This window comes from Microcoleus sp. EPA2, from assembly GCA_020882975.1.
In the GTDB taxonomy this organism is placed as follows: Bacteria; Cyanobacteriota; Cyanobacteriia; order Cyanobacteriales; family Microcoleaceae; genus Microcoleus.
This window is the reverse complement of record JAHRFD010000002.1, coordinates 20166-42321: the sequence shown is the minus strand read 5'-3', so window position 1 is coordinate 42321 and position 22156 is coordinate 20166. Positions and strand designations below refer to the sequence as shown.

Below are 22156 nucleotides of genomic sequence, written 5' to 3'. Positions count from 1 at the left end.
TCATTAGTTTAGCAAAAAAAACCGACCTAGTGGAGTGATATAATTTTTTCGTGCTTCGACGCTCAAATCGCATTTTTATGTAAATCGCTTATGACTATTTCTCGCTCTCTTGTTAAATTAAATTGTTTCTCCTTATTGCTGGTATTAGGACTGATAATTATCACTCAATATTCGGGCTTGAAAGTCAGCGATTTATTCTTTAATCCTTATTTTTCCCCCAATCCAAATGTCGCCTTATTAACTCGGACTTTCCAGATTTTATGTGCTGTACCTGTCATTGTTTGTACTTTCACCTATGGATTAGCAAAAAGTAGCCACCCCCGCCATTTGGGCAATCAATTTATTTTATGTTCTGCGTTGTTAACAGGGGGATTTCTGCTCAATGAAATTTACAGAATTCATATATATATGATAGGGGTAGGGATTCCCAAACTGGGAGTATGTCTTCTGTATGCTGTTGTTTTGTCTTCCTATGGATGGTTTTTTCAGCGAGAACTTAAGTTGACTCCATACAAAATATTGTTAGTTGGTTTGGGATTGTTGTTTTTGGCGATCGGGATTGATACTCTCAAATTAAAAAGCCAGATACTTGCCAGTTTACTAGAAGGACTTCCTAAATTGTTTAGTGAAATCAACATTGCCTTTTATTATTGGTATGTGTGTAAGTGTTTCCTGCAAAAAACTGCTCTATCAATCGACTGAAAACAAAGTATAATCATGTGATACAATAGAATAGGTAAGGACAAAAAGTCAACTCCAAACCTTTTTACAAGATTAATATTTACAGTATCTGCATCGTCATTCATCTGCGTCCCAAAAAATCCAACGCATCCCTATAAAATACTATGATAGCAGCCACCATCAACTTTAATGCGATCGCCGAAATCACTGACGACCAATTTTATCAACTGTGTCGCCAAAACCCCGATGTCAAATTTGAACGCAACGCCAAAGGAGAAATAATCATTGTGTCACCGACAGGAGGAGAAACCGGAAGTTACAATTCTGAAATTAATGCTGATTTTGTGATTTGGAACAGACAAACTAAGCTGGGAATTTGTTTCGATTCTTCAACTTGCTTCAAATTACCAAGCGGTGCAAATCGTTCTCCCGATGTCTCTTGGATTAAACAAGAAAGATGGGATGCACTCACTCCCGAACAAAAACAGAAATTTCCTCCCATTTCTCCAGATTTTGTCTTGGAATTAATGTCACCAACAGACAGTCTCAAAGAAACCCAAGACAAAATGCAAGAATACATGAATAACGGAGTAAAATTAGGCTGGTTAATTAACAGCAAAACCCGCAGCGTTGAAATCTACCGCCCAGGACAAGAAATAGAAGTGCTGGAATCTCCTGCGCAACTTTCAGGAGAAGATATTTTGCCCGGTTTCGTGCTAAACTTACAGAGAGTCTGGAAGCAATCACCATCTAAATTTTTATAAAAAAATCAAATAATACTATGATAGCAGCCACCATCAACTTTAACGCGATCGCCCAAATCACTGACGACCAATTTTATCAACTGTGTCGCCAAAACCCCGATGTCAAATTTGAACGCAACGCCAAAGGAGAAATAATCATTGTGTCACCGACAGGAGGAGAAACCGGAAGTTACAATTTTGAAATAGCAACGGATTTTGGAATATGGAACCGACAAACTAAGCTGGGAATTTGTTTCGATTCTTCCACTTGCTTCAAATTACCAAGCGGTGCAAATCGTTCTCCCGATGTCTCTTGGATTAAACAAGAAAGATGGGACGCACTAACTGCCGAAGAAAAACAAAAATTTCCTCCGATAGCCCCAGATTTTGTCTTGGAATTAATGTCACCGACAGACAGTCTCAAAGAAACCCAAGACAAGATGCAAGAATACATGGACAACCAAGTAAAATTAGGTTGGTTGATTAATCGCAAAACCCGCAGAGTCGAAATCTACCGTCAAGGACAAGCAGTAGAAATACTGGAATCTCCCGCAGAACTATCAGGAGAGGATGTTCTGCCCGGTTTCGTGCTAAAATTGCAGCTAGTGTGGCAATAACCATAAATCTGGCATCTATAATAGACCTCTCCCATAATTAATTGTTGTGGAACAGGCATCCTGCCTGTTATTGACTATCTGTTTGGGATATATCTAGTGAGTCGTGAAACTCTATTCTCTTTCCGTTCTTCGCGTTCTTCGCGTCTTCGCGGTTCGTTTAAAACTTTTTTTTCACAACTCCTGCAAGACTGGCTTTATCAGTATTTATTTGCATTCATCTGCGTTAAAAAAATCCAATGGAAACTAAAGACACAAATTCCCTAACAGCGGAACAATACAAGCAGAAAATGCGCCGCCGCCAAGAAGTCCAATCTGAGCGCATCGCTAATTCATCAAAAGAAAAAGGTTTAATTATAGTCAATACTGGTAATGGGAAAGGGAAAACTACCGCTGCTTTGGGTATGGTAGTGCGATCGCTCGGTCACGGATATCGCGTCGCCATAGTACAATTTATCAAGGGAGCCTGGGAACCAGCAGAAAAAGCCGTGTTTGAAATGTGGGAAAATCAGCTAGAATTTCATGCCATGGGAGAAGGCTTTACCTGGGATACACAAGACAGGGACAGAGATATCGAAACAGCTCAAAAAGCCTGGGATAAAGCTCTAACTTTTATCTGCAATCCTGAATTCAGATTAGTCCTCCTAGATGAAGTTAACATAGCATTAAAACTGGGTTATTTGCAAATAGAACAAGTATTAGCAGGATTAGAACAAAAACCCGAAAATACTCATGTTATTTTGACAGGTAGAGGCGCGCCTTCTGCCCTCATTGAGCGTGCGGACTTAGTGACAGAAATGAGTTTAGTTAAGCATCCATTTCGAGAACAAGGAATTAAAGCTCAGGCAGGTATTGAGTATTAATCACTGTGGGATAAATTCTGGTCTCCCCAATCGATTTATAACCCAGCAGACAACATTAAAGTAAAAGTTGACCCCTTACCCAGCTCGCTCTCCACTGTAATTTCTCCCCCTAGCATCTGAGCATATTTCTGGCCTATTGCTAAACCCAAACCAGTACCTCCGTACTTGCGGGTAGTCGAAGCATCAGCTTGAGTAAAAGGTTGAAATAACTTCTGTACCTGTTGGGCATTCATCCCAATCCCAGTATCGATACACTTAAAAATTAAACTGTCATAATCCCAAGAATTTTCTGTGTTTTTAATTCTTTCCACCCTGAGTGTCACTGTTCCATTCTGCGTAAACTTAGCTGCATTACTAAGTAAATTTAGTAAAATTTGAATAAGTTTAGTTCGGTCCGAGTTAATGGCACCTATATTGACTTCAAATTCTATGTTTAAGCGATTTTTGTTCTTCAATAATAAAGGCTCCACAGTTGTTTTTACTTGTTGAAGAGCAGCGGACAAGTCAAAAGTTTCTAAAACAAGTTCCATGCGCCCTGCTTCAATTTTTGATAAATCCAGAATATCATTGATTAATCCTAATAAATGATTTCCGGCACTGTGAATTTTTTCCAAATCTATTACAAAATCATCTTCCCCCAATTCCAAGGCATCTTCTTGTAGAATTTCACTGTAGCCAATAATTGCATTTAGAGGAGTTCGCAGTTCGTGGCTCATGTTAGCCAAAAACTGACTTTTAGCCAAATTAGCTGCTTCTGCGGCTTCCTTCGCCTGATATAGTTCTGTCTCAGCTTGCAAGCGGTCTGTAACGTCCTGAGCTAACACTAACTCAGCTTTCCTGTTGTCAAATACTAACTCGTAAGAATTAATTTGTACATCAATAATCTCACCATTTTTCTTTTGGTGTTGACCGATGCTTATCGAAGTTATTTCCCCATCTACTAGAGGTAGATTTTCGATCAATTTAGGTGAATTTTCAGGAGCCATAATTTCCACAATAGTCATGGTGAGAAACTCCTCGCGAGTGTAACCGTAGTGTTCAATAGCCGCCTGATTGACAGCTATAAATTCAAGAGTTTTTAAATCATAAACCCACATCGGATGGGGATTTTTTTTAAATAAAAGTCGGTAGCGTTCTTCCGATGCTCGCAGTTCGGCTTCAGCCTGTTTGCGTTCGGTAATGTCGCGGACAACGGTGCAAATAATCTCCCGGCCACCGTAGGAAATCACACTCCCGCTGACTTCTACATCCACGCAGGAACCGTCTCGGCGACGGTAGAGAACTTCGCCAATTCGGAATTGTTTGTCAGCTAGTAGGAACTCAATATTGGTGTCAATCAGCTCTTTCGAGTAGGCCACTATATCGTAAATAGTCAGTTGCGAAATCACATCGGGGCTGTAATCTAGCAATTTTCTAAATGCTGTATTCGCTTCCAAAAGGCGTTGGGTTTTAGCATCCCAGAGGAAGATACAGTCTGTAGCCTGCTCGACTACGGCTTGGTACCGTGCTTTTTCTTCTATTTGCTCGTTTTCAGCGGTGGCGATCGCGCTGAGCATTCCGTTGATAGTATGAGCAAGGTCGGACAACTCATCTTCACCAACCACCGGTAGTCGCAGCGACAAATCTTGGCTAGCACTGACGCGACTGACTCCTTTGGCCAAATCGCTCAGCCGAGAAAGCACCAGATATTCCAGCAGCAGGAGAGTGCAGCCGATAAAACCGATTCCCGCCAACCCTACAGACACCAGAAGATATAGCAGACTTTTTTGACCTTGGCGATAGGTTTCTCTGGGGATGTCCACCCGTAATAGCAGCGCGGGTTGGTTGTAAATATCTTGGACTAAAGCGTAACCTGCGATCGAGTCTTCGTTCACAGCACGCACAAAAATCGATTTTTTTCCCGAAAATTTCGCCCGCACTTTTTGGAAGTCAGCAGGCAAGTCCGGCTCATTAATGCTGTGTACAATCAATGGTAGGCGAGTGATTTTAGAAAGCTTCGCAATGCCAACAGCGTCCAAATTGCGCCCAAACACCAGAGTCCCTCGAATCGGCCCTGTGCTTTTAGTAGTAACAATTGGTCGAGAACTAATCAGCATTGGCCCGGAAGGCATCAACATGACACCAGCCAGGCTGCTGTCCGGGTTAGGGTGCTGCAACAATGGGTCTTTTAGGGAAATGTGCTGTTTTAATGTCTCTGGAACAGGCCTTAGTTGCAGCTTTTTGGTGTCTAAAGCAGTACCGTAAACAATCTTGCCAGAAGTATTGACAAATACTGCAATATTAACTCTCAAATTAGCCAACCCTTCTGGCACCAGATTGGAGGCAATGAATTCTTTGTTGCGATTTTGGATGAAAGCATAGGTATCATCCCACGCTGACCAGTCTGCAAAGCGGGAGTTGAAGTCATCTGCGGTTTGACTGAAGACATTGAGCACTCCTTGGACAACCTGAGTGGCTTCCTGTTCCTCGGCTTTGACTAAGCTACCCAACAGGATACGGGAGGATGTGGCGTACAGAACACCAGTCAATCCAGCAATGGTAATCCCAACTATCGAGAGTGTCTTCCGACGCAGTTTCATGTTGCCGAGTATAGTTTGTCGGTCTGAAAGTTTCAACTTAGGAGCAACTTTACCGCAGTTAGTTGAACTATGACTGCTGATTTCCCCAAGTTTGACTTGTTAAGCAGTATACAGTTTAAATATTCTGACTTCAGGTATTCAGATCACAGCTATGTTGTCGGTAAAGAAAGCCGTTTTTAGGAAAAATCAGGGATTTGACCAGAAAGCATCCAGGAATTAATATCAAATCCCCTAGCATGGGAATTATTCATCTCTCCGATCTCCCTCTGTGTTCTCTGCGTTCTCTGTGGTCAAATCATTCCCATGCAACCGGAAACGATATAATGGGGTTTTTCAGCATTTTTGAGAGAGCCAACTTTCCGCTGACTCAGATGGTAATGCCAGGGCTACTTTCCCCACACTTCGTGCTGGTGATCTCTCTTGCAAATGCCCAAGATTCGCCGATCGTTGTCACTGACAGTGGAAAGGTGGTGATACTGTTGCAGGTTTACCGAGTAGGGAGAGCGACTGCCATCGTAGGTGTCTACTACTGTTAAATTTAACTGATTTACCTCCATACTGCCGTAAAAACAGTAAAAAGCAGAGCGAGGTAGGTAAAAAGCGCCGACTACCTTGCCCTGACGCACTTCAAATACAAAATACTCTTGTTTAATTTGTTCTGGCTCAGGAGACTGACCGTAGAGGTAAATACTCTGTGTGGCGTCGATGCTAGCTGCATCGGGCGTTGAATTTGGGACAGTTCGATCGCCCACAACTGGTTTTAACTCCTTCTCCTGTGCCCCATCTGGAGTTGACTGGTTTACCAGGAGTTGCGCCACGGGGAATGGCGTGCTGAAGTTACTGGGGGAAAAGCCCAGGGCGATCGCCCATAGTTGTAGACTGACACCATAGCAGAATGCCGAAGGCAAAAGTCGATTTGAAACTGCAATAAAATTAATGATTTCAGTAAGTAAAAATTTCTTAATTACCGACAAGGTGGCTATAAGTATCACATTTAAAATAACTGCAAGATTTGGGTTGACAAATTTGGCGATTTACCATTGAAATAACAATATCCCAACCCCAGCACCCATAGGTAAAAAGAGTTTAGATTTTGGGGATAATCTAAACTCTTTGAGGTGCTAGCTAGCTAGGTATTCTCGGACTTGAGCTTGGCGGCGTCGGAGGTGGGCGAGGGCTTGATGTTCTAGTTGCCTCACCCGTTCCCGGCTGAGATTGAGCCGTTCTCCAACTTTTGCTAGAGACATTTCAATGCCGTCTTCTAAACCGAAGCGCAGAATTATGACATCTCGTTGCTGAGGCGTAAGTTCTGATATCAAAGTATCGAGGTCTTGCCGCAACAATTCCGAAGTAATGTAATTGTCGGGAGATGCGGTTTCGTCTTCGAGAAGTTCTTGGAGTTCAGTATCTTGGTTGTCTCCTACCCGCAAGTCCAAGGAAACTGGATGCCTAGACATTAGTAGGTATTCCCGAATTTGGGATGGGTGCAGTTCCAACAAGTCGGCAATTTCTGTTGGTGTGGGAGACCGGCCCAATTGTTGGGTAAGTTCCCGCTGCACTTTTTTGATTTTGTTGAGTTTTTCAGTGATGTGAATGGGTAAGCGAATGGTGCGGGCGTGTTGGGCGATCGCGCGAGTAATTGCTTGCCGAATCCACCAGTAGGCATAGGTAGAAAATTTGTATCCCCGCATCGGGTCAAATTTTTCGACTCCTCGTTCTAAACCGAGGGTGCCTTCTTGAATTAAATCCAAGAATTCCATGTTGCGTTTCTGGTATTTTTTGGCGATCGCGACTACTAGGCGCAGATTCGCTTCAATCATCTTTTGTTTGGCGCGTCGTCCTAAATGCAAGATCCGGCTTAGTTCAGCTTCGGTCAACTCCATTTCGGCTGCCCACTCTTGGGGGGTCAGATCGCGCTGCCATTCTTTAACAAGTGCTTGTTTTGCTTCGACTAATTTCATCATTTGCTGCACTTGCTTCCCTAAAATAATTTCTTCTTCTCGGGTAAGTAGTGGCACGCGACCGATCTCGTGCAGATAGGTACGAACCGTATCCGTTGAGGAGTATGGCCGAGTGCCCATGCGATCGGCTTTCACTGTTTTGTTTTTGGCGGTTGTGGTGGACATGGGTGAGTATTGCACTCCTTGTAACAACAGATAAAAAGTTGGTGATACCCTGTCCCACTTTTGCAAGTGGGATACAGACTGCTACAGGGGGAGATGTTTCCCCTCCTGTTCATCGGTAACGATCGGTAGAAGCTTTTTGTTGGGGATTACTTTTAAGCTTGATTTTCCAGCAATCCTCGTTGATTTTGGGCAGCTCGCTAGCTTTAACGGCTAGTTCAAGGCGAAGTGAATTTCAGTTTACTTTGCTCAATATTATTCCAAATTTTGAGGTTAGTAAAGGGCAAAAACCTCTGTCTTAAGGTGAACATTCTACATTTTTCCTTAAGGTTTTATATTCCCTGCTAGTTTTGACCGTAATTCCACTTCACAATACTCATGCAAACAGACTCATGCAAATCGAGAGGTTTTTTTGCTCTCTGTTCTATCATCGCTTGAAATTTTCGTACTGCCTAGATGGTGGGATGCGAGATAACCGAACCCCCGATCGCGTAGTAGTATGGTCGAAGATCGATGTGAAGAAGGAAAAAGGAAGCGCGAGAAGGGGTGAGGGGGAGAAAGAGGGTGAGGGGGAGACCAAGAGCCAAGTAGAGCTGGTTAAACTCATCTCAAAGCTAGTTTTTGGGGTGTTTAATTTTCAAGATGGCGATCGGCTTAACAATACTTAACTTTTCCGGGGTTTTTAATTCGCAGTTGGAGGGATGAGGGGTGAGAGGGTGAGGGGTTTAAAACCCCGTCGTTTACGGCGTTATTGTGTTTAAATTAAAATTAAGTTGTTGACTTTGGGAACGCAGGAAACAAGCGACACTCCGTCATCCCTAAATCTCTGTCTGTCAACTGGTTTTCAAAAGATTAAACTCAAAGAGTTTGAGGCTAGATTGCCAGTAGGCGATCGAGTAATTATGTATTGTGTGTTACAATAGCCCTTCGATCGAGTCAACTAACAAAACTATACGATTGGTAGTGAGGCAAATGCTTATGTGATAATGATGATTAATTTGTAATGCCAAAACTAGCATCAAGATGTAAAATTAAGAATGAAGCCACTCGAATGGATAGCCAGTTCCAAAAAAGACCTCAAAGCAATGCCTGATGAGGTACAAGATGATGTGGGTTATGCTCTACTACTAGCTCAACTAGGTGAAAAGCATGATGATACTAAGCCACTGAAAGGTTTTAAAGGTGCTGGGATACTGGAAATTGTCGATAATTTTGATGGAGATACTTATCGTGCTATCTACACTGTCCGGTTTGAATCCGCCGTTTATGTCCTCCACGTCTTCCAAAAAAAGTCTAAAAGCGGCATAGCGACACCTAAACAAGATATCGAATTGATTGAGAACAGGCTCAAAGTTGCTCAAGAGCATCATCAGACTAATTATGAAAACTAACCACGATTTGACTGAAGATTTAGAAAACACTGTAACTACTGGCAGTGGCAATGTTTATGCTGATTTAGGCTATGATAATCCAGAAGAAATGCTGCTCAAAGCACAATTAGTGCGGTTGTTGAGTCAGGCGATCAAAGCCAAAGGTTTAAATCAATATCAAGCTGCTGAAATGTTGGGAATCGATCAGCCCAAGGTATCGGCTTTAGTAAGAGGTCAATTTCGAGGGTATTCGTTAGAAAGGTTGTTTAGGTTCTTAAATGCTTTCGATCTCGACGTAGAAGTCAGTGTCAAATCTAAGCCGGAGAATAGAGCGCGCAGCTATATTAATGTCGGAAGTTAGAGTGCGAACATTGAAGCGTGCCCCAAAACTAATGCTTGCTGCTTCGAGTCCAGTTTAGCTAAAACCGATCGTGAATCACTTCTGTGGCTGGTTTTTCTTGATTTATTTCCCCATCATTTGAATTGGTGCATTGATGAACATGAACTGTGCCGATGGTAGATAGCAACGTTGTTAGATATTCTTTGGCAAAGCGATCGTAAATAAATTGTGTCATTGTGACCCCGATCACTGACGTAGTCAAATGGTGCATCAATTCTTCTATGAAGAAAGAACCAAAGGATACCCGATGAAAAATTTACCCGGCAAAAGCTTCGCCCTCGCCCTGTTGCTCGCCTCGATCTTCATGAGCCTTGCCCCGGCCTCAGCCACGGAAGCCACCGGCGGAGCGAAGGCGAGTGCTACAACCTCCCTTAACGACCAGCCGCGCAACGACCACGTCGCGATGACCGCGCGGGAGCGTAACAGGCGCCCGTACCGCCCGCGCCGATGACCGCGCGGGGAAGATCAGGCCAACCTGAGCAATCGGGAAGCTTAGAGCATCTGATAAGGGCTAAACATAAACCGCTAAGTTTGACCTACAGATTTCTGTAGATTTTTAGAAGCGGTTTATAGCTGCGTCATAAAAGCTATGCACATCTGTACAAGTCTGGTAATGAAAGCTCGCGCTGAAGCGACGGGGCTTCGTGCCTCACTGAGGGTGATAGTTGACCAGCCGTTGTGCCTGTGTACTACGTTTTTTGAGTCATGACACCCTGCGGATGCGTAGCTAGTCCCCAGCTCTGTCGTTAGTGGTTAAACATCTTTATCGGGCTTAAAACCCCAGATCCATTTTGGCAGCTTCAGATTCTGCAAATACATCTGCGTCGGGCATTTCTTGCCAATCAATATCACCAATTTCCCGATAAAATTGTTCATCATAAGGACGAGTTTGCACAACCACCGGCATCGGTACAGCGTGCCCTAAAACTAATGCTTGCTGCTTCGAGTCCAGTTTTGCCAAAACCGATCGCAAACTTTGACCACCTGAAACACCAGTGAAAATAGCATCAATGTCCTTATCATCGTTTAGCAAGGCTGTGATGCGAGTGCCCACTTGCGACATCACTTCCCCGTCGATACCAGAGGGGCGCTGGTCTACAATTAACAGAGTTACGAAGTATTTTCGCATTTCACGGGCGATCGTACCGAAAATAGTCGATCGCACGATCGCCGGATCGAGAAAACGGTGCGCTTCCTCAATCGTAATCACTAACGGCTGCGGGCGATCGCACGGATTCTTACTCTGCAAAAACTTCTCAGCCTTCCGCACATAAGATCCGTGAATGCGACGAGTAATCACATTTGCTGCTAACATATAAGACAGCAAATCCGAGTGGGAACCAAACTCAATTACCACATTTTTGCCACCATCCAAACACTGCAAAACCTCACTCACATAATTTTTAGGACAGCGTTTGCGAATGTATTTTAAATCGTTCAATCTCTCCAACTTCCGCTGCAAAGCCATAATCGAAGACTTATTTCCCCGCTTCTCTTCGCAAAACATGGAAATATCTTCATTGCTCATTTCCAGCAACTTATTAATCCAACCAGTTCCCAACTCGTTTCGTAAAATAATCGCATTTTCAATACTAGCTTCCGATAGATTCAACTCCCGCTGCACCAGGGAAATATCTTCCACTTCAATTTCATCGAAACTCAAGTATAATTCTTGAGCATCGCGAACTCCCCGGCGTTTCGTCGATTCTGGATCGAGGGTATAAATCTGAATTTGACTCGGAAATAACTGCCGTAAACCTTTAACAGTGCTAAATTGTTTGCCTTCGGAAACTGCTTCCCAGCCGTATTCGGAGTGCATATCAAAAATTAGATTCACCGCAGCTTGTTTGCGAATAATCCCCGATAATAGCAAGCGCGTGAGGAAAGATTTGCCCGTTCCAGACTTGCCAAAAACTCCGTTGCTACGTTCGACAAATCTATCTAAATCTAAGCATACAGGAACGTCCATGTCAATGGGTTTGCCGATCGCAAAATTGCGGCGATAGGGGTCATCTTCCCAGCCAAAAACTGCCCTAAAGTCAGTTTCTTTGGCATCAAACACCTGGGAAAAGTGGCTGGGAATGGTTTTAACGGGCAATAGTTCAAAGTCAGCGCTGCTTTGTGGCTGTAGAGAAGCTAAGTTTTCGGCGCTGGATTTTTTACCATTAGTTTGGCTGGAGTTGGGAGCGAAAATTGCCTGTTGTTTTTCTCGTTCCGCAGTCAGCATCAACATGGGAGCTAGTTCAATTGTACCGTAGGTGCTGCTGCCGGCGAGCACTGCAATCAAAAAATCGTCGCTGGGGTTAGGAGGATTGGATAAAATCCGTCCGCTGGATGTTCCCAGAGACACATCAGTAAGCATACAGAAAAAGTGCGATCGGACCCCGCGCACTACTAAAAATTTCCCCACTCTCATATCTTCTACCGAAACGTCGGCGTGCAGTCGCACTTCCAATCCCTTGCTGAGGGAACCTTGGATAACAGAGCCTAAAGGTTTGTCAGTAGTCATTAGTCATTAGTCATTAGTTATTGGTCAGTAGTCATTAGTTATTGGTCATTAGTCATTAGCTGATTTTATTTATCCGCACTCTTTATCTTACAGTTATTAGTTGTTAGTTGCTAACAATCACTAATGACTGCTGACTAATGACTGCTGACTAATGACTAATTACTCTTCTGATTCCCATGGCAGTTCAAAGAAACTCGGACTCAGATGGATATCAGTCAAATCCGTTTCGCTCAAATGAGCATCAGTTAAAAATACTACCTTAAAATTTGCCCCTTTCAGGTTTGCCCCTTTTAGATTAGCACCTTTGAGATTAACTCGAAATAAATGAGCATCGCTCAAATCTACCTCAGTTAAATCGGCTCCTTCTAAATTTACCCTCACTAAATCTGCTTTTCTGAGGTCGGCTTCGTTCAACTTAGCGCCACTGAGATCGGCTTTTGTCAAGTCTACACCTCTCAAGTCGGCTCCGCTTAAATTAGCGAACAACAAAGTCGCGCCGGTTAAATCTGTCTCCCTCAAATCGGCATCGCTCAAATTAGCACCGCTGAGGTCAGCCCTAGTTAAGTCTACACCCCGGAGGTCTGCTGACCTCAAGTTTACTTGGTGCAAAATTGCGCCGCTTAAATCTGCTCCTCTCAAATCGGTTCCCTCCAAGTTGGCACCTTTGAGGTAAGCTTTTTTCATGCTAGCTCTGCTGAGGTCTACATTTTTGAGGTTGACTGAACTTAAGTTAGTTCCGCTCAAATTAGCTCCGCTTAAATCCAATCCGTTCAAGTCGGCTCCCGTCAAATTTAAACCTTGTAGCGATACATTGGGAGCAATTAAATAAGCGCCGGCCATCCTGGGGTCAATACCTTCTGAAAACAATGTTTTGTTGCTATAAACAGCTTTTTCCAAAATCGCGCCATTCAAATTAGCTTCCCTCAAGTCTGCTCCGCTGAGGTTGGCTCCTGTTAAGTTGGCGCGCTCCAGTTTGGCTCCAAATAATATAGCTTGGCACAGGTTTGTCCGGCGCAAATCCGAGCCTTTTAAATCAACTCCAGTTAAATCTACCATCGACAGATTTAAGCCTGGGAGTGAAGCGTTGGGGGCTAGTAAAAATGCTCCCATAGCACTGGGGTCAATATCGTAGGGAAATACTGTCCGATTGTTGTAGACAGCTTTGTCTAAAATTGTGTCGATCAACTGGGCACCGCGCAAATCGGCCCCACTGAGGTTGGCTCTGGTGAAGTTGGCTTCTTGGAGATTCGCTCCAACTAAATTGGCTTTAATTAAACTTGCTTGTTGGAGGTTGGCTCCCAACAGTTCAGCTCCTACGAGAGTAGCTTCTCTAAGCACCGCACCAGTCAAGTCGGCTTTGGTGAGGTTGGCTAAATTAAGAAATGATTCTGCTAAATCGGCCCCCCTGAGATTGGCAAGGGTGAGGTCGGCTTCGATCAGGTCTGCATACCTCAGAATAGCATCGCTGAGGTTGGTTTCTCTGAGGTCAGTGCCTCTGAGGTTTGCTCCTTTGAGTTCTGCACCGCTGAGGTTGATACCTTTAAGGGCCTGTCCTCTGAGGTCGAGCCGATTGAGAAAGTCACCAACGTTCATTTCCATTAGCGATAAGTAGTCTGGTCTGCTGTTTTTTGACGCCAGGAATATGCTGGCATCAACTAGCATTATTCTGGAACTTACACTTATTTTTGCTGGATTTTTGCCTAGATTCTCCCCTGGGCGGGAGGGGAGTTTTATTCTACATTATCGGTTTAGGGAACAGGGGCAAAACTGTAAATTTTTTGAGGTTTGAGCCGATCGCAAATTCCGACTAATTCTGACCAAGGGAATGTCTCGCGATCGAGCTGGACTTGCAGGATTTTGAGCGGATCGGAACCGGAGGAAACCATGAATTCTAATGTTTGCAAGTCTTCCCAGGTGCTGATTTCGCTGAGAATTTGGGCGATCGCCTTGACATAAGGGTGACTTGGTTCTTTGTACCAGTCGGTGGCGGCGAGTCCAGCTTGGTCGAAGCCGAGATGAAAGATTAAGGAACCTTCTCCGAACAGGGCTATGCCCACGGGGCGCGCTTCCTCTTGCAGCAATAAATCCCGATTTGCCGCCAGATGTCGCAGTTTTGCCAGGTGTTCGTACCTCCTGGCAATTCGAGATTGTAGTCCTGGAATTAAAGCTTCTTCTCCTTCCTGCTTCCTCCCTTTTTGTGCCGTTGGCGTAGTCGAAGGGCCTTCTGCCTTCTTCCCTCTGCCTTCTTCCTTGGTTTCGTCCCACTGAATTGCCACTGTGACTAGATAAGTTTGCAATAGCATATGACCTAGTTTTTCAGCTTTTGTTGCCAGATAGATAGAGTTATAATCTGTGGCTTCAATTAATAGGGGAAGGCGATCGACTACTTCTATGCCATAACCTTTCAAACCTGCTATTTTTCGTGGGTTATTGGTAATTAACCGGATTTTTTGAACTCCCAAGTCATTGAGCATTTGTGCTCCCACGCCGTAGTTCCGCAAGTCGGCGGCAAAACCCAAGCGTTCGTTGGCTTCTACGGTATCAAACCCGATATCTTGTAGCGAGTAGGCTTTGAGTTTATTCACCAGTCCAATGCCCCTACCTTCTTGGCGCAAGTAAACTATGATGCCAGAACCTGCATTTTCAATCATTTTCAGTGCGGCTTGCAGTTGCATTCGGCAGTCACAGCGCAGGGAACCCAAAGCATCGCCGGTCAGACATTCGGAATGCACCCGCACCATCACGGGTTTGTCTTTAAATTCTGCTGGATCGCCCTTGACAACGGCAACGTGTTCGGAGTTGTCTTGAGTATCGCGGTAGGCGTAAATCATAAACTCGCCGAATTGAGTTGGCAATTTGGCGACGGTTTCGCGGCGGACAAATCGATCGTGCTTCAGTCGGTAGCTAATTAAATCAGCAATGCTGATGATTTTCAAGTTATGGGTTTTGGCATACTCAATTAATTCTGGCAACCTGGCCATCGAACCGTCGGGGTTTTGAATTTCGCAGATGACACCGCTGGGGTAGAGGCCTGCGAGTCTAGCGAGGTCAACGGAGGCTTCGGTGTGGCCGGCCCGTTTGAGGACGCCACCATCGATCGCCCGCAGGGGGAAAATATGACCGGGACGACGCAAATCTTGAGGTTTGGTGTCGGGGTGAATGGCTACTTGGATGGTGCGAGCTCTGTCTTCGGCGGAGATGCCGGTACTAACGCCATGGACTGCATCGATGCTGACGGTAAATGCAGTTTGGTTGTTGTCGGTATTTTTGGTGACCATCAGGGGCAGTTCCAGGCGATCGAGTCGATCGCCCGTCAAGGCCAGACAAATCAAACCCCGTGCGTTTACTGCCATGAAATTGATATGGTCTGGGGTGGCGAATTGGGCGGCACAAATGACATCGCCTTCGTTTTCGCGGTTTTCGTCATCGACTACTACCAGGGCGCGACCTGCTTTGAGGTCTGCGAGGGCGCTGTCGATGGAGTCAAATTGAAAGGATTGAGTTGAGGTATGGTTATTGGGCACTGAGAAGTTCAAACTATAAACAGTAATGTTATGGAATCAGAGTGTATTTTTGATTGTAACCTTTTGTTTCCGACAGGGGGATTGGGCGATCGAGATGAGTTTCCCCATCTTTTTGAACTTGCCTACTATACTAATTGCATTTTGTCAACAAAATATCTCCCATTTCAAGACATTGATGGATGTTGTCGATCGCACCCATAGACGTGACAATACTCCGACAGCTTGCGCTGCGTCGCGGACTAAGAATCAAGTCTCCAGTAGATATAAAGCAGTCCTAGAATGACGGGGTTTTAAACCCTATTTCCTGATAGTTAGCAATTTTGTTGAATCGATCAACCTGAAACTATTGACTCGCAGAGGATTGAAATTGATGGGAGTAGAAGGACTTGAACCTTCGACCTTGAGATTAAGAGTCACCTGCTCTAACCAACTGAGCTATACTCCCGCATTTTTATTAATATAACATAGCAAGTTTATTTTGGCAATACTTTTTCAAATTTAGGGCGATCGCCCAGCAGAGAATTGCCCTATCTAGCTGTGGTTGAGAGTCTGATAGGGTGATGGGCATTAGGTTTGCGGAAGTGCGATCGGGCAAACACCTCATTGGAGCGCCAATCAGGAAATCCGTTCTTCTAAGATTTCCGCGATTGCAGCAAGTCGCTTCGATGTCAAGCACCAGATAGTAATTATAATGTTGTAAATTCATCTAAATTTAACCTAAAATAATCTCTAATGAATTTCAATGAGTTGTGAAACTCTCTTGTCTTTCCAATCTTCGCGTTCTTTGCGTCTTCGCGGACTGAACAGCCGGGAGAGTAGATGAGTCTATCCGAGTAGAGCAGCGATTTATGAGAGCGATGATACTCGTAGTATTTAGGACATTTTAAAAGGCTTTTGTACAGTGCAGAACTGCGTGCTAAGCTCTCTTCTTGCGCTTGGGAGCCTCTGATGAATCCACCACCAGGATTTTTAGCAGAAGCGAAATTTAGGACTCCAATTTTTGCAAATTTGTGCGATCGCCCTATACGCTCTGCACCCGTTAGCGTTGTCTCATTCCTCACCATAAATTCCGTGTTCGAGAATTGGGGAGTAGCTGAGAGAACCTTTTCCTGAATCGCTGACAGGGCATCGGGTTCGTAGTATGCCGTCCCAGCAAGACAGGATGCTAATTGGCGATCGATCTTAACCTGCTTCCCTTCCGGGGACAAGTAGCAGCCATCTTCGAGAATTTTTAGGGTGTTTTGGGCGATCGCAATTCTTTTCATGCTTGTTTATCCGATTAGTTAGTACAAAATTAACAAAAATAGGACTTACGCATGGGGCCCCAGAAACCGGGTTTTTTAGAGAATCTGTGGGTCAAAACGAAGTATTTTCGTCAAAAAACCCGGTTTCTTTGGTTGGGTGCGTAAGTCCTGAAAAATAAGATTTCGATCGCCCTTAGCAATTTGCTAAACTGGGAATCTGAGGTAAAACCTATGAAACTGATACTTACAGCACCCAATCCAGAATTATTCGCCGCCTTCCAAGAGTATTTTTTCTACCTGCCAAATGTCGAAATTACCGACAAGCGCTTCGAGGATTTAACCGAGTATGACTGTTTGGTTAGTCCCGCCAATTCATTTGGCATGATGGATGGCGGTATCGATGCAGCTATAGTCGATTTTTTCGGACATTCTCTGATGGTTAGAGTTCAGGAGCATATTTTAGAAGACTATCTAGGCGAACAGCCTGTCGGTACTTCATTCATCATCGAAACTCACCATCCCAAACATCCTTTTCTCGCTCATACTCCCACCATGCGCGTACCGATGTCTGTCGTAGAAACAGATATTCCGTATGTAGCAATGTGGGCAATGTTATTAACAATTCGGCGCTACAACCGACACGCAGAACGTAAAATTGAGAGTGTCGTTTGTCCGGGATTGGGAACTGGAATCGGCAGAGTTCCTTATCGCGAAGCTGCGCGGCAAATGGCGCTGGCTTACGATTATTTTGTGTATCCCACGCCCTATGTTAACTGTTTTGTTGCCGCAGAAAGACAACTGCAAATTTGGGAAGGTGGCGATCGCACTTCTGCCTAAAGAGCGATCGTATTTACCCAAGCAGGTGACAGGAGTTGAACCTGCAAGAAAGCTTTACAAGAGCCTCATATTGCCAGTTACATCACACCTGCAATTTTGGTGGCGGGGATAGGAGTATAATTGATCTGCTTTGGTAATAGCAGAACTCGGAAGGCAGGGCTTGAACCTGCATTTTTCCGCTTTCAAAGAGCGGTGCCATACCGATTAGGCGACTTCCGAATAATTGGATGCCGGGGTAGGCTTTGAACCTACATAAATTCCTGTTTCAGAGACAGGTGACTTTACCAATTTGTCTACCCGGCAATTTAGAAAATGGCTGCCTCAGTAGGACTCGAACCTACAACCTAGCGGTTAACAGCCGCTTGCTCTACCATTGAGCTATGAGGCAACGCAATCCCCCAAGTCAGTATCGAACTGACGCCCTCTTGTTCTTCACACAAGCGCTCTACCAACTGAGCTATCGGGGGAAAACGGAGAAGGTGGGATTTGAACCCACGACGGGTGTTAAACCGCTCTTTCTTAGCAGGAAAGCGCCATAAGCCGCTCGGCCACTTCTCCAAGAGCGAGAACGGAGGGATTTGAACCCTCAAATCTTCAGTCGCGCTAACTGAGTTGTTGTCCTGTCACAACACATTCTCAAAATTGCAACTGCATATTAAATACACAAGGCTTACCAACGGGGGTCAAAAACCCGGTTTCTATCTCAATATCTCTCGTAGAGATGCAAGATTTTTCTCAGAAACCTGGTTTTTTGTGTACGTCATAATACAGTTACAAATGGGTCGGGCTGGAATCGAACCAGCAACGCTTTAAGCTACTATTTTACAGACAGCTACCCACACCAATAGGAGGGCCGACCCAAGATCGAAAATTTGGTAGGTCGCCGAGGAATTGAACCTCGATCCATCCGCTTAAAAGGCGGCTGCAAAACCATTCTGCCAACGACCCACACAAAGTGCTGACGGGATTTGAACCCGCAATCACTTGGGTGAAAACCAAGCGGCTTATACCGTTTGCCTACAGCACTATAAATTGGCACAGGGACTGAGATTTGAACTCAGAAAATCAGTTTTGGAGACTGATATGTTGCCAGTTACATCATCCCTGCATTTGGTGGCAGTGGCGGGATTTGAACCCGCATTTACCAAGGTATGAACTTGGGGCTTTACCGTTAAGCTACGCTGCAACGTTATCTGATTTGAAATTTCAGATTTGAGATTCCTCCTATTAATAAATAGGAACAAAGGTTAGAGTGAGATTTGAACTCACGAAAATCGCTTTTGCAGAGCGACGCCTTAAACCACTCGGCCATCTAACCTGGGAGTCCCGACGAGGTTTGAACTCGCAATCTTCACGCCAGAGAGGGTGACGGCTTCAACCAATTTGCCTACGGGACTATCGACGGGACTGACGGGTTTCGATCCCGCTACCTTCGCTGTGACAAAGCGACACTCTCCCAATTGAGCTAGTACCTAGCTAGCGATTAAATAGACAAGGTGGTACACTTATAGACAAATCTACGATGTACCATTTTGTTCAAACCCTGCGCGATTCCCAAAAAAGCTTGGATTATCAGTAAAGACACTTGCTTTCGCAGGGATGTTTCGGGGAAGTTACCAGCCAAACGCACCCTGTCGGGTCATCGGTGAAATCCAGTGTTGAGGTCGAACAATGCTTTTATCCATCAAAACAAAGTTAAAGCTAAACAAGAGTCAGGCAACAATTATGAGCAAACACGCAGGAATAGCGAGGTTTACTTATAACTGGGGATTGGCTACTTGGAGCAACCTTTATAAAGATGGAGTAGCGCCCAACAAATACCTGCTTAAGAAATTCTTCAACAATCATGTGAAACCTGAGTTTACATGGATTAAAGAAACAGGAATCTGCCAGAAAATAACTCAATACGCTTTTGACAATCTTGGAGACTCTTTCTCCTTATTTTTCTCAAAAAAAGGTGGATATCCCAAGTTCAAGAAAAAAGGACATCACGACTCTTTCACGATTGACGCAGGCGGTAAGCCTATTCCTGTGGGCGGTACGTCTATAAAGTTACCCACAATCGGCTGGGTGAAAACTTACGAGGGATTGCCTCATACTACCTGCAAGTCTATCACCATTTCACGTACTGCTGATAGTTGGTTTATCGCCTTTGCTTATGAACAAAATCATGAACCGACCATCAAAAGTCATGAAGTTGTAGGGGTTGATTTGGGAGTAAAAGAGTTAGCTACCCTTTCAACGGGCGTAGTATTTTCTAACCCAAAACACTACAAATCGCATCAGGCAAAACTCAAGAGATTATCAAGAGTTCTGGCGAGAAAAGTGAAAGGTTCTAATAATAGACAGAAAGCTAAAGTCCAGCTAGGGAAACATCATGCAAAAATAGCCAACCTGAGAAAAAACACTCTGCATCAAATCACTACTTACTTATGCAAAAACCACGCAACGATAGTAGTAGAAGATTTGAAGGTCAGTGGGATGCTAAAGAATCACAAGCTAGCACAAGTAATAGCTGACTGTGGATTCCATGAATTCAAACGTCAGTTAGAATACAAGGCTAAAAAGTTTGGTTGTGAAATAGTCATTGCCGACCCTTGGTTTCCCTCAAGCAAAACCTGTTCAAATTGCGGACATATACAAGATATGCCACTAAAAGAAAGGACTTACAAATGTGGAAGTTGCGGTCATGCGATGGACAGGGATTTGAACGCAGCAATTAATTTATCGCGGTTGGCTAAATCGTGAAAGCTTGCCCAGGGATAGCCGCTCCCATGCTCCCGATGAAGCAAGAAGCAAATGTCTAGACAAGTCTTGGATTTGTATAGCAGCTACAACCCCACAGATTTTTGTTGGGAATTTCTGTTTGGACGGGGTGGCGGTTGATTCCGCGTACTACAACTCAAGGGAGTTATTGTTGCCGGAGTCTACACCGCCAAGGTCCAAAAGTCTGTGACATGATTAATTATCTATTTGGTTGTCAAGGTTCATATTGCTCTTGAGATAAAGCTTTGAGGCTCTTTCCCCTTCGCCATACATTTATACTACAGAATGTGTTACACAACTGTCAAGGGGGTAATACAATTTTTTTTTCGATCTGCTGCTTGGCGGGAAAGCAGAGGGGCTGTTTTGGGGCTGAACCTCTGATAAATCAAGAGATTTGGGAGCTGAAGTGGTAGTGTGACGGGAGGTGAATTCAATGCTGAAGCTGTACTACACTCCCATTTCTCTGAATTCTCGCCGCCTGTGGGTGGCCCCTTCTGGAAAAGCAGATGGCTTCTGAGCCGATCGAACTTAACCTAGATAGGATGTTTGGGATATTTTGTGATCAGTGTCGGAAGTTGCAGGCTTGGTGCGATCGAGCCGGCAGCAGACACAGGATATTGCTGTTAGCACTGCGACTTGTTACAGAAGTCGGAGTTGTGAGATCTATATAGATCGGCTTTAGATTGTTTCGCCACAATTCCCTTTATCATATTGGGCATTGTGGAGTGAAAGGAATCTGAAGTGAGCGGAAATCATTTATTTCAAATACTAAGAAAAAAATGGCGTTTTGTGGCGATCGTACTGGCAGGAGCAGCCATTAGCTTCGTCATGGGTGCCCTACTGCCGGAGTTTCAGCCGAATGACCATCCTGGCACTGCTGTGGCTCAGGTGCAAAACCTTAACCAATCTTTAACGTCAAATCCTTTATTTCATGAGGTAGGAGACAATCAAACAGGGTTTAATCTCGATCGCCAGATTCAACAACTTCTCACTGTATTAGAATCTAAAGAAAAACTGCTGACCTTTGTACCGCCAGAAAAATTTCAAGGAACGACTATTTTTGAAGGACAAGTAAACAAGTCAGATAAAGTTATTGCCTTAACCGTTGATGACGGGCCTTGGCCGGAAACGACGGCACAAATGCTAGATATTTTTCAGCAAAATGATGTGAAAGCCACATTTTTTTGGATAGGTAAATCTCTGGAACGTTCACCGGAAATTGGTCGGAGAGTTGTGGCCGAAGGTCATGCGATCGGCAATCATACGTGGCATCATCCCTACGATCCAATGGATGCGGCGACGGCTGCTGACGAAATCGATCGCACCGCCAAACTGATTTACGAAACAACGGGAGTTAAGACAACTTACTTTCGCCCACCTGGGGGAGTTTTGAATAACGGCTTGGCCAAGTATGCCAAAGAGCACAATTATTCTGTGGTAATGTGGTCTGTAACTTCCGCAGATACCGATCCGCGGGCTCAACCAGAAGCTTTTGTGGAAAATGTGCTCAAGGGTGCGAAACCGGGTGCGATTGTGTTGATGCACGACGGCGGGGGCGATCGATCTCGTACTATTAAAGCCTTACCTGATATGATTGCTGGTTTGAAAAAGCAGGGATATCGGTTTGTGACGATTCCTGAGTTGCTGGAAATGCCAGAGCAACAAGCGTAGCTCAAACGATGAGACCTCTCCGATAATAATTGTGGAACAGGCATCTTGCCTGTTCTTGACATCGTTTTTAGCTAAACCGACTCGAATCCCTCCTACGGCTTCTCTAGGAAGGTCTAAATAGGCGATCGTTTTTGGTTGGATGGGGATTTTTTTACCGCAGAGGGCGCAGAGCACGCAGAGAGATTTCTGAGATTTTTTGTTGGTCGATAGGTGCTTGTTTCTGGTTGGATGG

20 protein-coding genes and 15 tRNA genes are annotated in these 22156 nt (G+C 44.5%); 11 read left to right on the top strand and 24 right to left on the bottom strand.

Annotated elements, in window-relative coordinates; translation table 11 throughout:
- Positions 1-90 precede the first annotated feature (90 nt).
- From AAFP14_RS02740 to cobO, 4 genes are all read left to right on the top strand, one after another.
- The gene (locus tag AAFP14_RS02740; protein ID WP_341730787.1) at positions 91-702 is read left to right on the top strand and encodes a hypothetical protein; all 612 of its coding nucleotides are present in this window, start codon (positions 91-93) and stop codon (positions 700-702) included.
- Between the two features lie 143 nt (positions 703-845).
- Positions 846-1445: a Uma2 family endonuclease gene (locus tag AAFP14_RS02735; RefSeq protein WP_341730786.1), complete on the top strand. Its 600-nt coding sequence runs from the start codon at positions 846-848 to the stop codon at positions 1443-1445.
- A 17-nt stretch (positions 1446-1462) separates the two neighbouring features.
- Positions 1463-2041, top strand: a complete 579-nt coding sequence (locus AAFP14_RS02730; protein ID WP_341730785.1) for a Uma2 family endonuclease — start codon at positions 1463-1465, stop codon at positions 2039-2041.
- A gap of 236 nt (positions 2042-2277) precedes the next feature.
- The gene (cobO, locus tag AAFP14_RS02725; protein ID WP_341730784.1) at positions 2278-2901 is read left to right on the top strand and encodes a cob(I)yrinic acid a,c-diamide adenosyltransferase; all 624 of its coding nucleotides are present in this window, start codon (positions 2278-2280) and stop codon (positions 2899-2901) included.
- A gap of 35 nt (positions 2902-2936) precedes the next feature.
- On the opposite strand, the gene AAFP14_RS02720 is transcribed toward cobO, so the two are convergent.
- The 3 genes from AAFP14_RS02720 to AAFP14_RS02710 form a co-directional block, all read right to left on the bottom strand.
- The gene (locus tag AAFP14_RS02720) at positions 2937-5516 is read right to left on the bottom strand and encodes a sensor histidine kinase (protein WP_341730783.1); all 2580 of its coding nucleotides are present in this window, start codon (positions 5514-5516) and stop codon (positions 2937-2939) included.
- A gap of 350 nt (positions 5517-5866) precedes the next feature.
- Complete coding sequence (locus tag AAFP14_RS02715) at positions 5867-6472, bottom strand: hypothetical protein (protein WP_341730782.1); 606 nt, start codon at positions 6470-6472, stop codon at positions 5867-5869.
- A gap of 129 nt (positions 6473-6601) precedes the next feature.
- A complete protein-coding gene (locus AAFP14_RS02710; RefSeq protein WP_341730781.1) occupies positions 6602-7606 on the bottom strand; it encodes an RNA polymerase sigma factor, RpoD/SigA family in 1005 nt (334 codons plus the stop codon).
- A 1034-nt stretch (positions 7607-8640) separates the two neighbouring features.
- Between AAFP14_RS02710 and AAFP14_RS02705 the strand changes: the two genes are divergently transcribed.
- The gene (locus tag AAFP14_RS02705; RefSeq protein WP_096829704.1) at positions 8641-8994 is read left to right on the top strand and encodes a type II toxin-antitoxin system RelE/ParE family toxin; all 354 of its coding nucleotides are present in this window, start codon (positions 8641-8643) and stop codon (positions 8992-8994) included.
- Complete coding sequence (locus tag AAFP14_RS02700) at positions 8984-9334, top strand: helix-turn-helix domain-containing protein (protein WP_236507185.1); 351 nt, start codon at positions 8984-8986, stop codon at positions 9332-9334. Before AAFP14_RS02705 ends, AAFP14_RS02700 begins: the two co-directional genes overlap by 11 nt.
- 58 nt (positions 9335-9392) lie before the next feature.
- Here the strand turns inward: AAFP14_RS02700 and AAFP14_RS02695 are convergent, their stop codons facing one another.
- On the bottom strand, positions 9393-9548 hold the full coding sequence (locus AAFP14_RS02695) for a hypothetical protein (RefSeq protein ID WP_236507186.1): 156 nt from the start codon (positions 9546-9548) through the stop codon (positions 9393-9395).
- Positions 9549-9575: 27 nt separating this feature from the next.
- On the opposite strand from AAFP14_RS02695, the gene AAFP14_RS02690 reads away from it, so the two are divergent.
- Positions 9576-9824 carry a hypothetical protein gene (locus AAFP14_RS02690; RefSeq protein ID WP_341730780.1) on the top strand — a complete coding sequence of 83 codons (249 nt, stop codon included), beginning with the start codon at positions 9576-9578 and terminating at the stop codon, positions 9822-9824.
- A gap of 321 nt (positions 9825-10145) precedes the next feature.
- On the opposite strand, the gene AAFP14_RS02685 is transcribed toward AAFP14_RS02690, so the two are convergent.
- The 3 genes from AAFP14_RS02685 to ribBA form a co-directional block, all read right to left on the bottom strand.
- On the bottom strand, positions 10146-11882 hold the full coding sequence (locus tag AAFP14_RS02685; protein ID WP_341730779.1) for an ATP-binding protein: 1737 nt from the start codon (positions 11880-11882) through the stop codon (positions 10146-10148).
- A gap of 159 nt (positions 11883-12041) precedes the next feature.
- On the bottom strand, positions 12042-13481 hold the full coding sequence (locus AAFP14_RS02680; RefSeq protein ID WP_341730778.1) for a pentapeptide repeat-containing protein: 1440 nt from the start codon (positions 13479-13481) through the stop codon (positions 12042-12044).
- Positions 13482-13630: 149 nt separating this feature from the next.
- Complete coding sequence (gene ribBA, locus AAFP14_RS02675) at positions 13631-15406, bottom strand: bifunctional 3,4-dihydroxy-2-butanone-4-phosphate synthase/GTP cyclohydrolase II (protein WP_341730777.1); 1776 nt, start codon at positions 15404-15406, stop codon at positions 13631-13633.
- 49 nt (positions 15407-15455) lie between these two features.
- Between ribBA and AAFP14_RS02670 the strand changes: the two genes are divergently transcribed.
- A complete protein-coding gene (locus AAFP14_RS02670; protein WP_341730776.1) occupies positions 15456-15689 on the top strand; it encodes a hypothetical protein in 234 nt (77 codons plus the stop codon).
- Between the two features lie 88 nt (positions 15690-15777).
- Here AAFP14_RS02670 and AAFP14_RS02665 read toward each other — a convergent pair.
- The 3 genes from AAFP14_RS02665 to AAFP14_RS02655 form a co-directional block, all read right to left on the bottom strand.
- Positions 15778-15851: transfer RNA gene (locus AAFP14_RS02665), tRNA-Lys, on the bottom strand.
- A gap of 9 nt (positions 15852-15860) precedes the next feature.
- A complete protein-coding gene (locus AAFP14_RS02660) occupies positions 15861-16112 on the bottom strand; it encodes a hypothetical protein (RefSeq protein WP_341730775.1) in 252 nt (83 codons plus the stop codon).
- Positions 16093-16671, bottom strand: coding sequence for a TIGR02452 family protein (locus tag AAFP14_RS02655; protein WP_341730774.1), 579 nt, complete (start codon positions 16669-16671; stop codon positions 16093-16095). The genes AAFP14_RS02660 and AAFP14_RS02655 overlap by 20 nt, the downstream gene beginning before the upstream one ends.
- Positions 16672-16881: 210 nt before the next feature.
- Here AAFP14_RS02655 and AAFP14_RS02650 point away from each other — a divergent pair, with 210 nt between their 5' ends.
- A complete protein-coding gene (locus AAFP14_RS02650) occupies positions 16882-17487 on the top strand; it encodes a macro domain-containing protein (RefSeq protein WP_341730773.1) in 606 nt (201 codons plus the stop codon).
- 20 nt (positions 17488-17507) lie between these two features.
- On the opposite strand, the gene AAFP14_RS02645 is transcribed toward AAFP14_RS02650, so the two are convergent.
- The 14 genes from AAFP14_RS02645 to AAFP14_RS02580 all read right to left on the bottom strand — a co-directional run bounded on the left by AAFP14_RS02645 (position 17508) and on the right by AAFP14_RS02580 (position 18960).
- Positions 17508-17579: transfer RNA gene (locus AAFP14_RS02645), tRNA-Thr, on the bottom strand.
- A 53-nt stretch (positions 17580-17632) separates the two neighbouring features.
- Positions 17633-17706 (bottom strand) — tRNA-Gln (locus AAFP14_RS02640).
- 5 nt (positions 17707-17711) lie between these two features.
- A tRNA-Gln gene (locus AAFP14_RS02635) sits at positions 17712-17790 on the bottom strand.
- Between the two features lie 10 nt (positions 17791-17800).
- Positions 17801-17875, bottom strand: a tRNA-Asn gene (locus tag AAFP14_RS02630).
- A 6-nt stretch (positions 17876-17881) separates the two neighbouring features.
- Positions 17882-17954, bottom strand: a tRNA-Phe gene (locus AAFP14_RS02625).
- Between the two features lie 4 nt (positions 17955-17958).
- Positions 17959-18045 (bottom strand) — tRNA-Ser (locus AAFP14_RS02620).
- A gap of 220 nt (positions 18046-18265) precedes the next feature.
- Positions 18266-18347: transfer RNA gene (locus AAFP14_RS02615), tRNA-Tyr, on the bottom strand.
- Positions 18348-18360: 13 nt separating this feature from the next.
- Positions 18361-18435, bottom strand: a tRNA-Lys gene (locus AAFP14_RS02610).
- A 5-nt stretch (positions 18436-18440) separates the two neighbouring features.
- A tRNA-Glu gene (locus tag AAFP14_RS02605) sits at positions 18441-18514 on the bottom strand.
- A gap of 6 nt (positions 18515-18520) precedes the next feature.
- Positions 18521-18595 (bottom strand) — tRNA-Trp (locus tag AAFP14_RS02600).
- Between the two features lie 3 nt (positions 18596-18598).
- Positions 18599-18673 (bottom strand) — tRNA-Ile (locus AAFP14_RS02595).
- Positions 18674-18731: 58 nt separating this feature from the next.
- Positions 18732-18805: transfer RNA gene (locus AAFP14_RS02590), tRNA-Cys, on the bottom strand.
- Positions 18806-18884: transfer RNA gene (locus AAFP14_RS02585), tRNA-OTHER, on the bottom strand.
- A 5-nt stretch (positions 18885-18889) separates the two neighbouring features.
- Positions 18890-18960: transfer RNA gene (locus AAFP14_RS02580), tRNA-Asp, on the bottom strand.
- 198 nt (positions 18961-19158) lie between these two features.
- Here AAFP14_RS02580 and AAFP14_RS02575 point away from each other — a divergent pair.
- The gene (locus AAFP14_RS02575; protein WP_341730772.1) at positions 19159-20235 is read left to right on the top strand and encodes an RNA-guided endonuclease InsQ/TnpB family protein; all 1077 of its coding nucleotides are present in this window, start codon (positions 19159-19161) and stop codon (positions 20233-20235) included.
- Positions 20236-20994: 759 nt separating this feature from the next.
- Entirely contained in the window at positions 20995-21924 is a 930-nt protein-coding gene (locus AAFP14_RS02570) for a polysaccharide deacetylase family protein (protein ID WP_341730771.1), read from the top strand.
- The last annotated feature ends 232 nt before the right edge of the window (positions 21925-22156 follow it).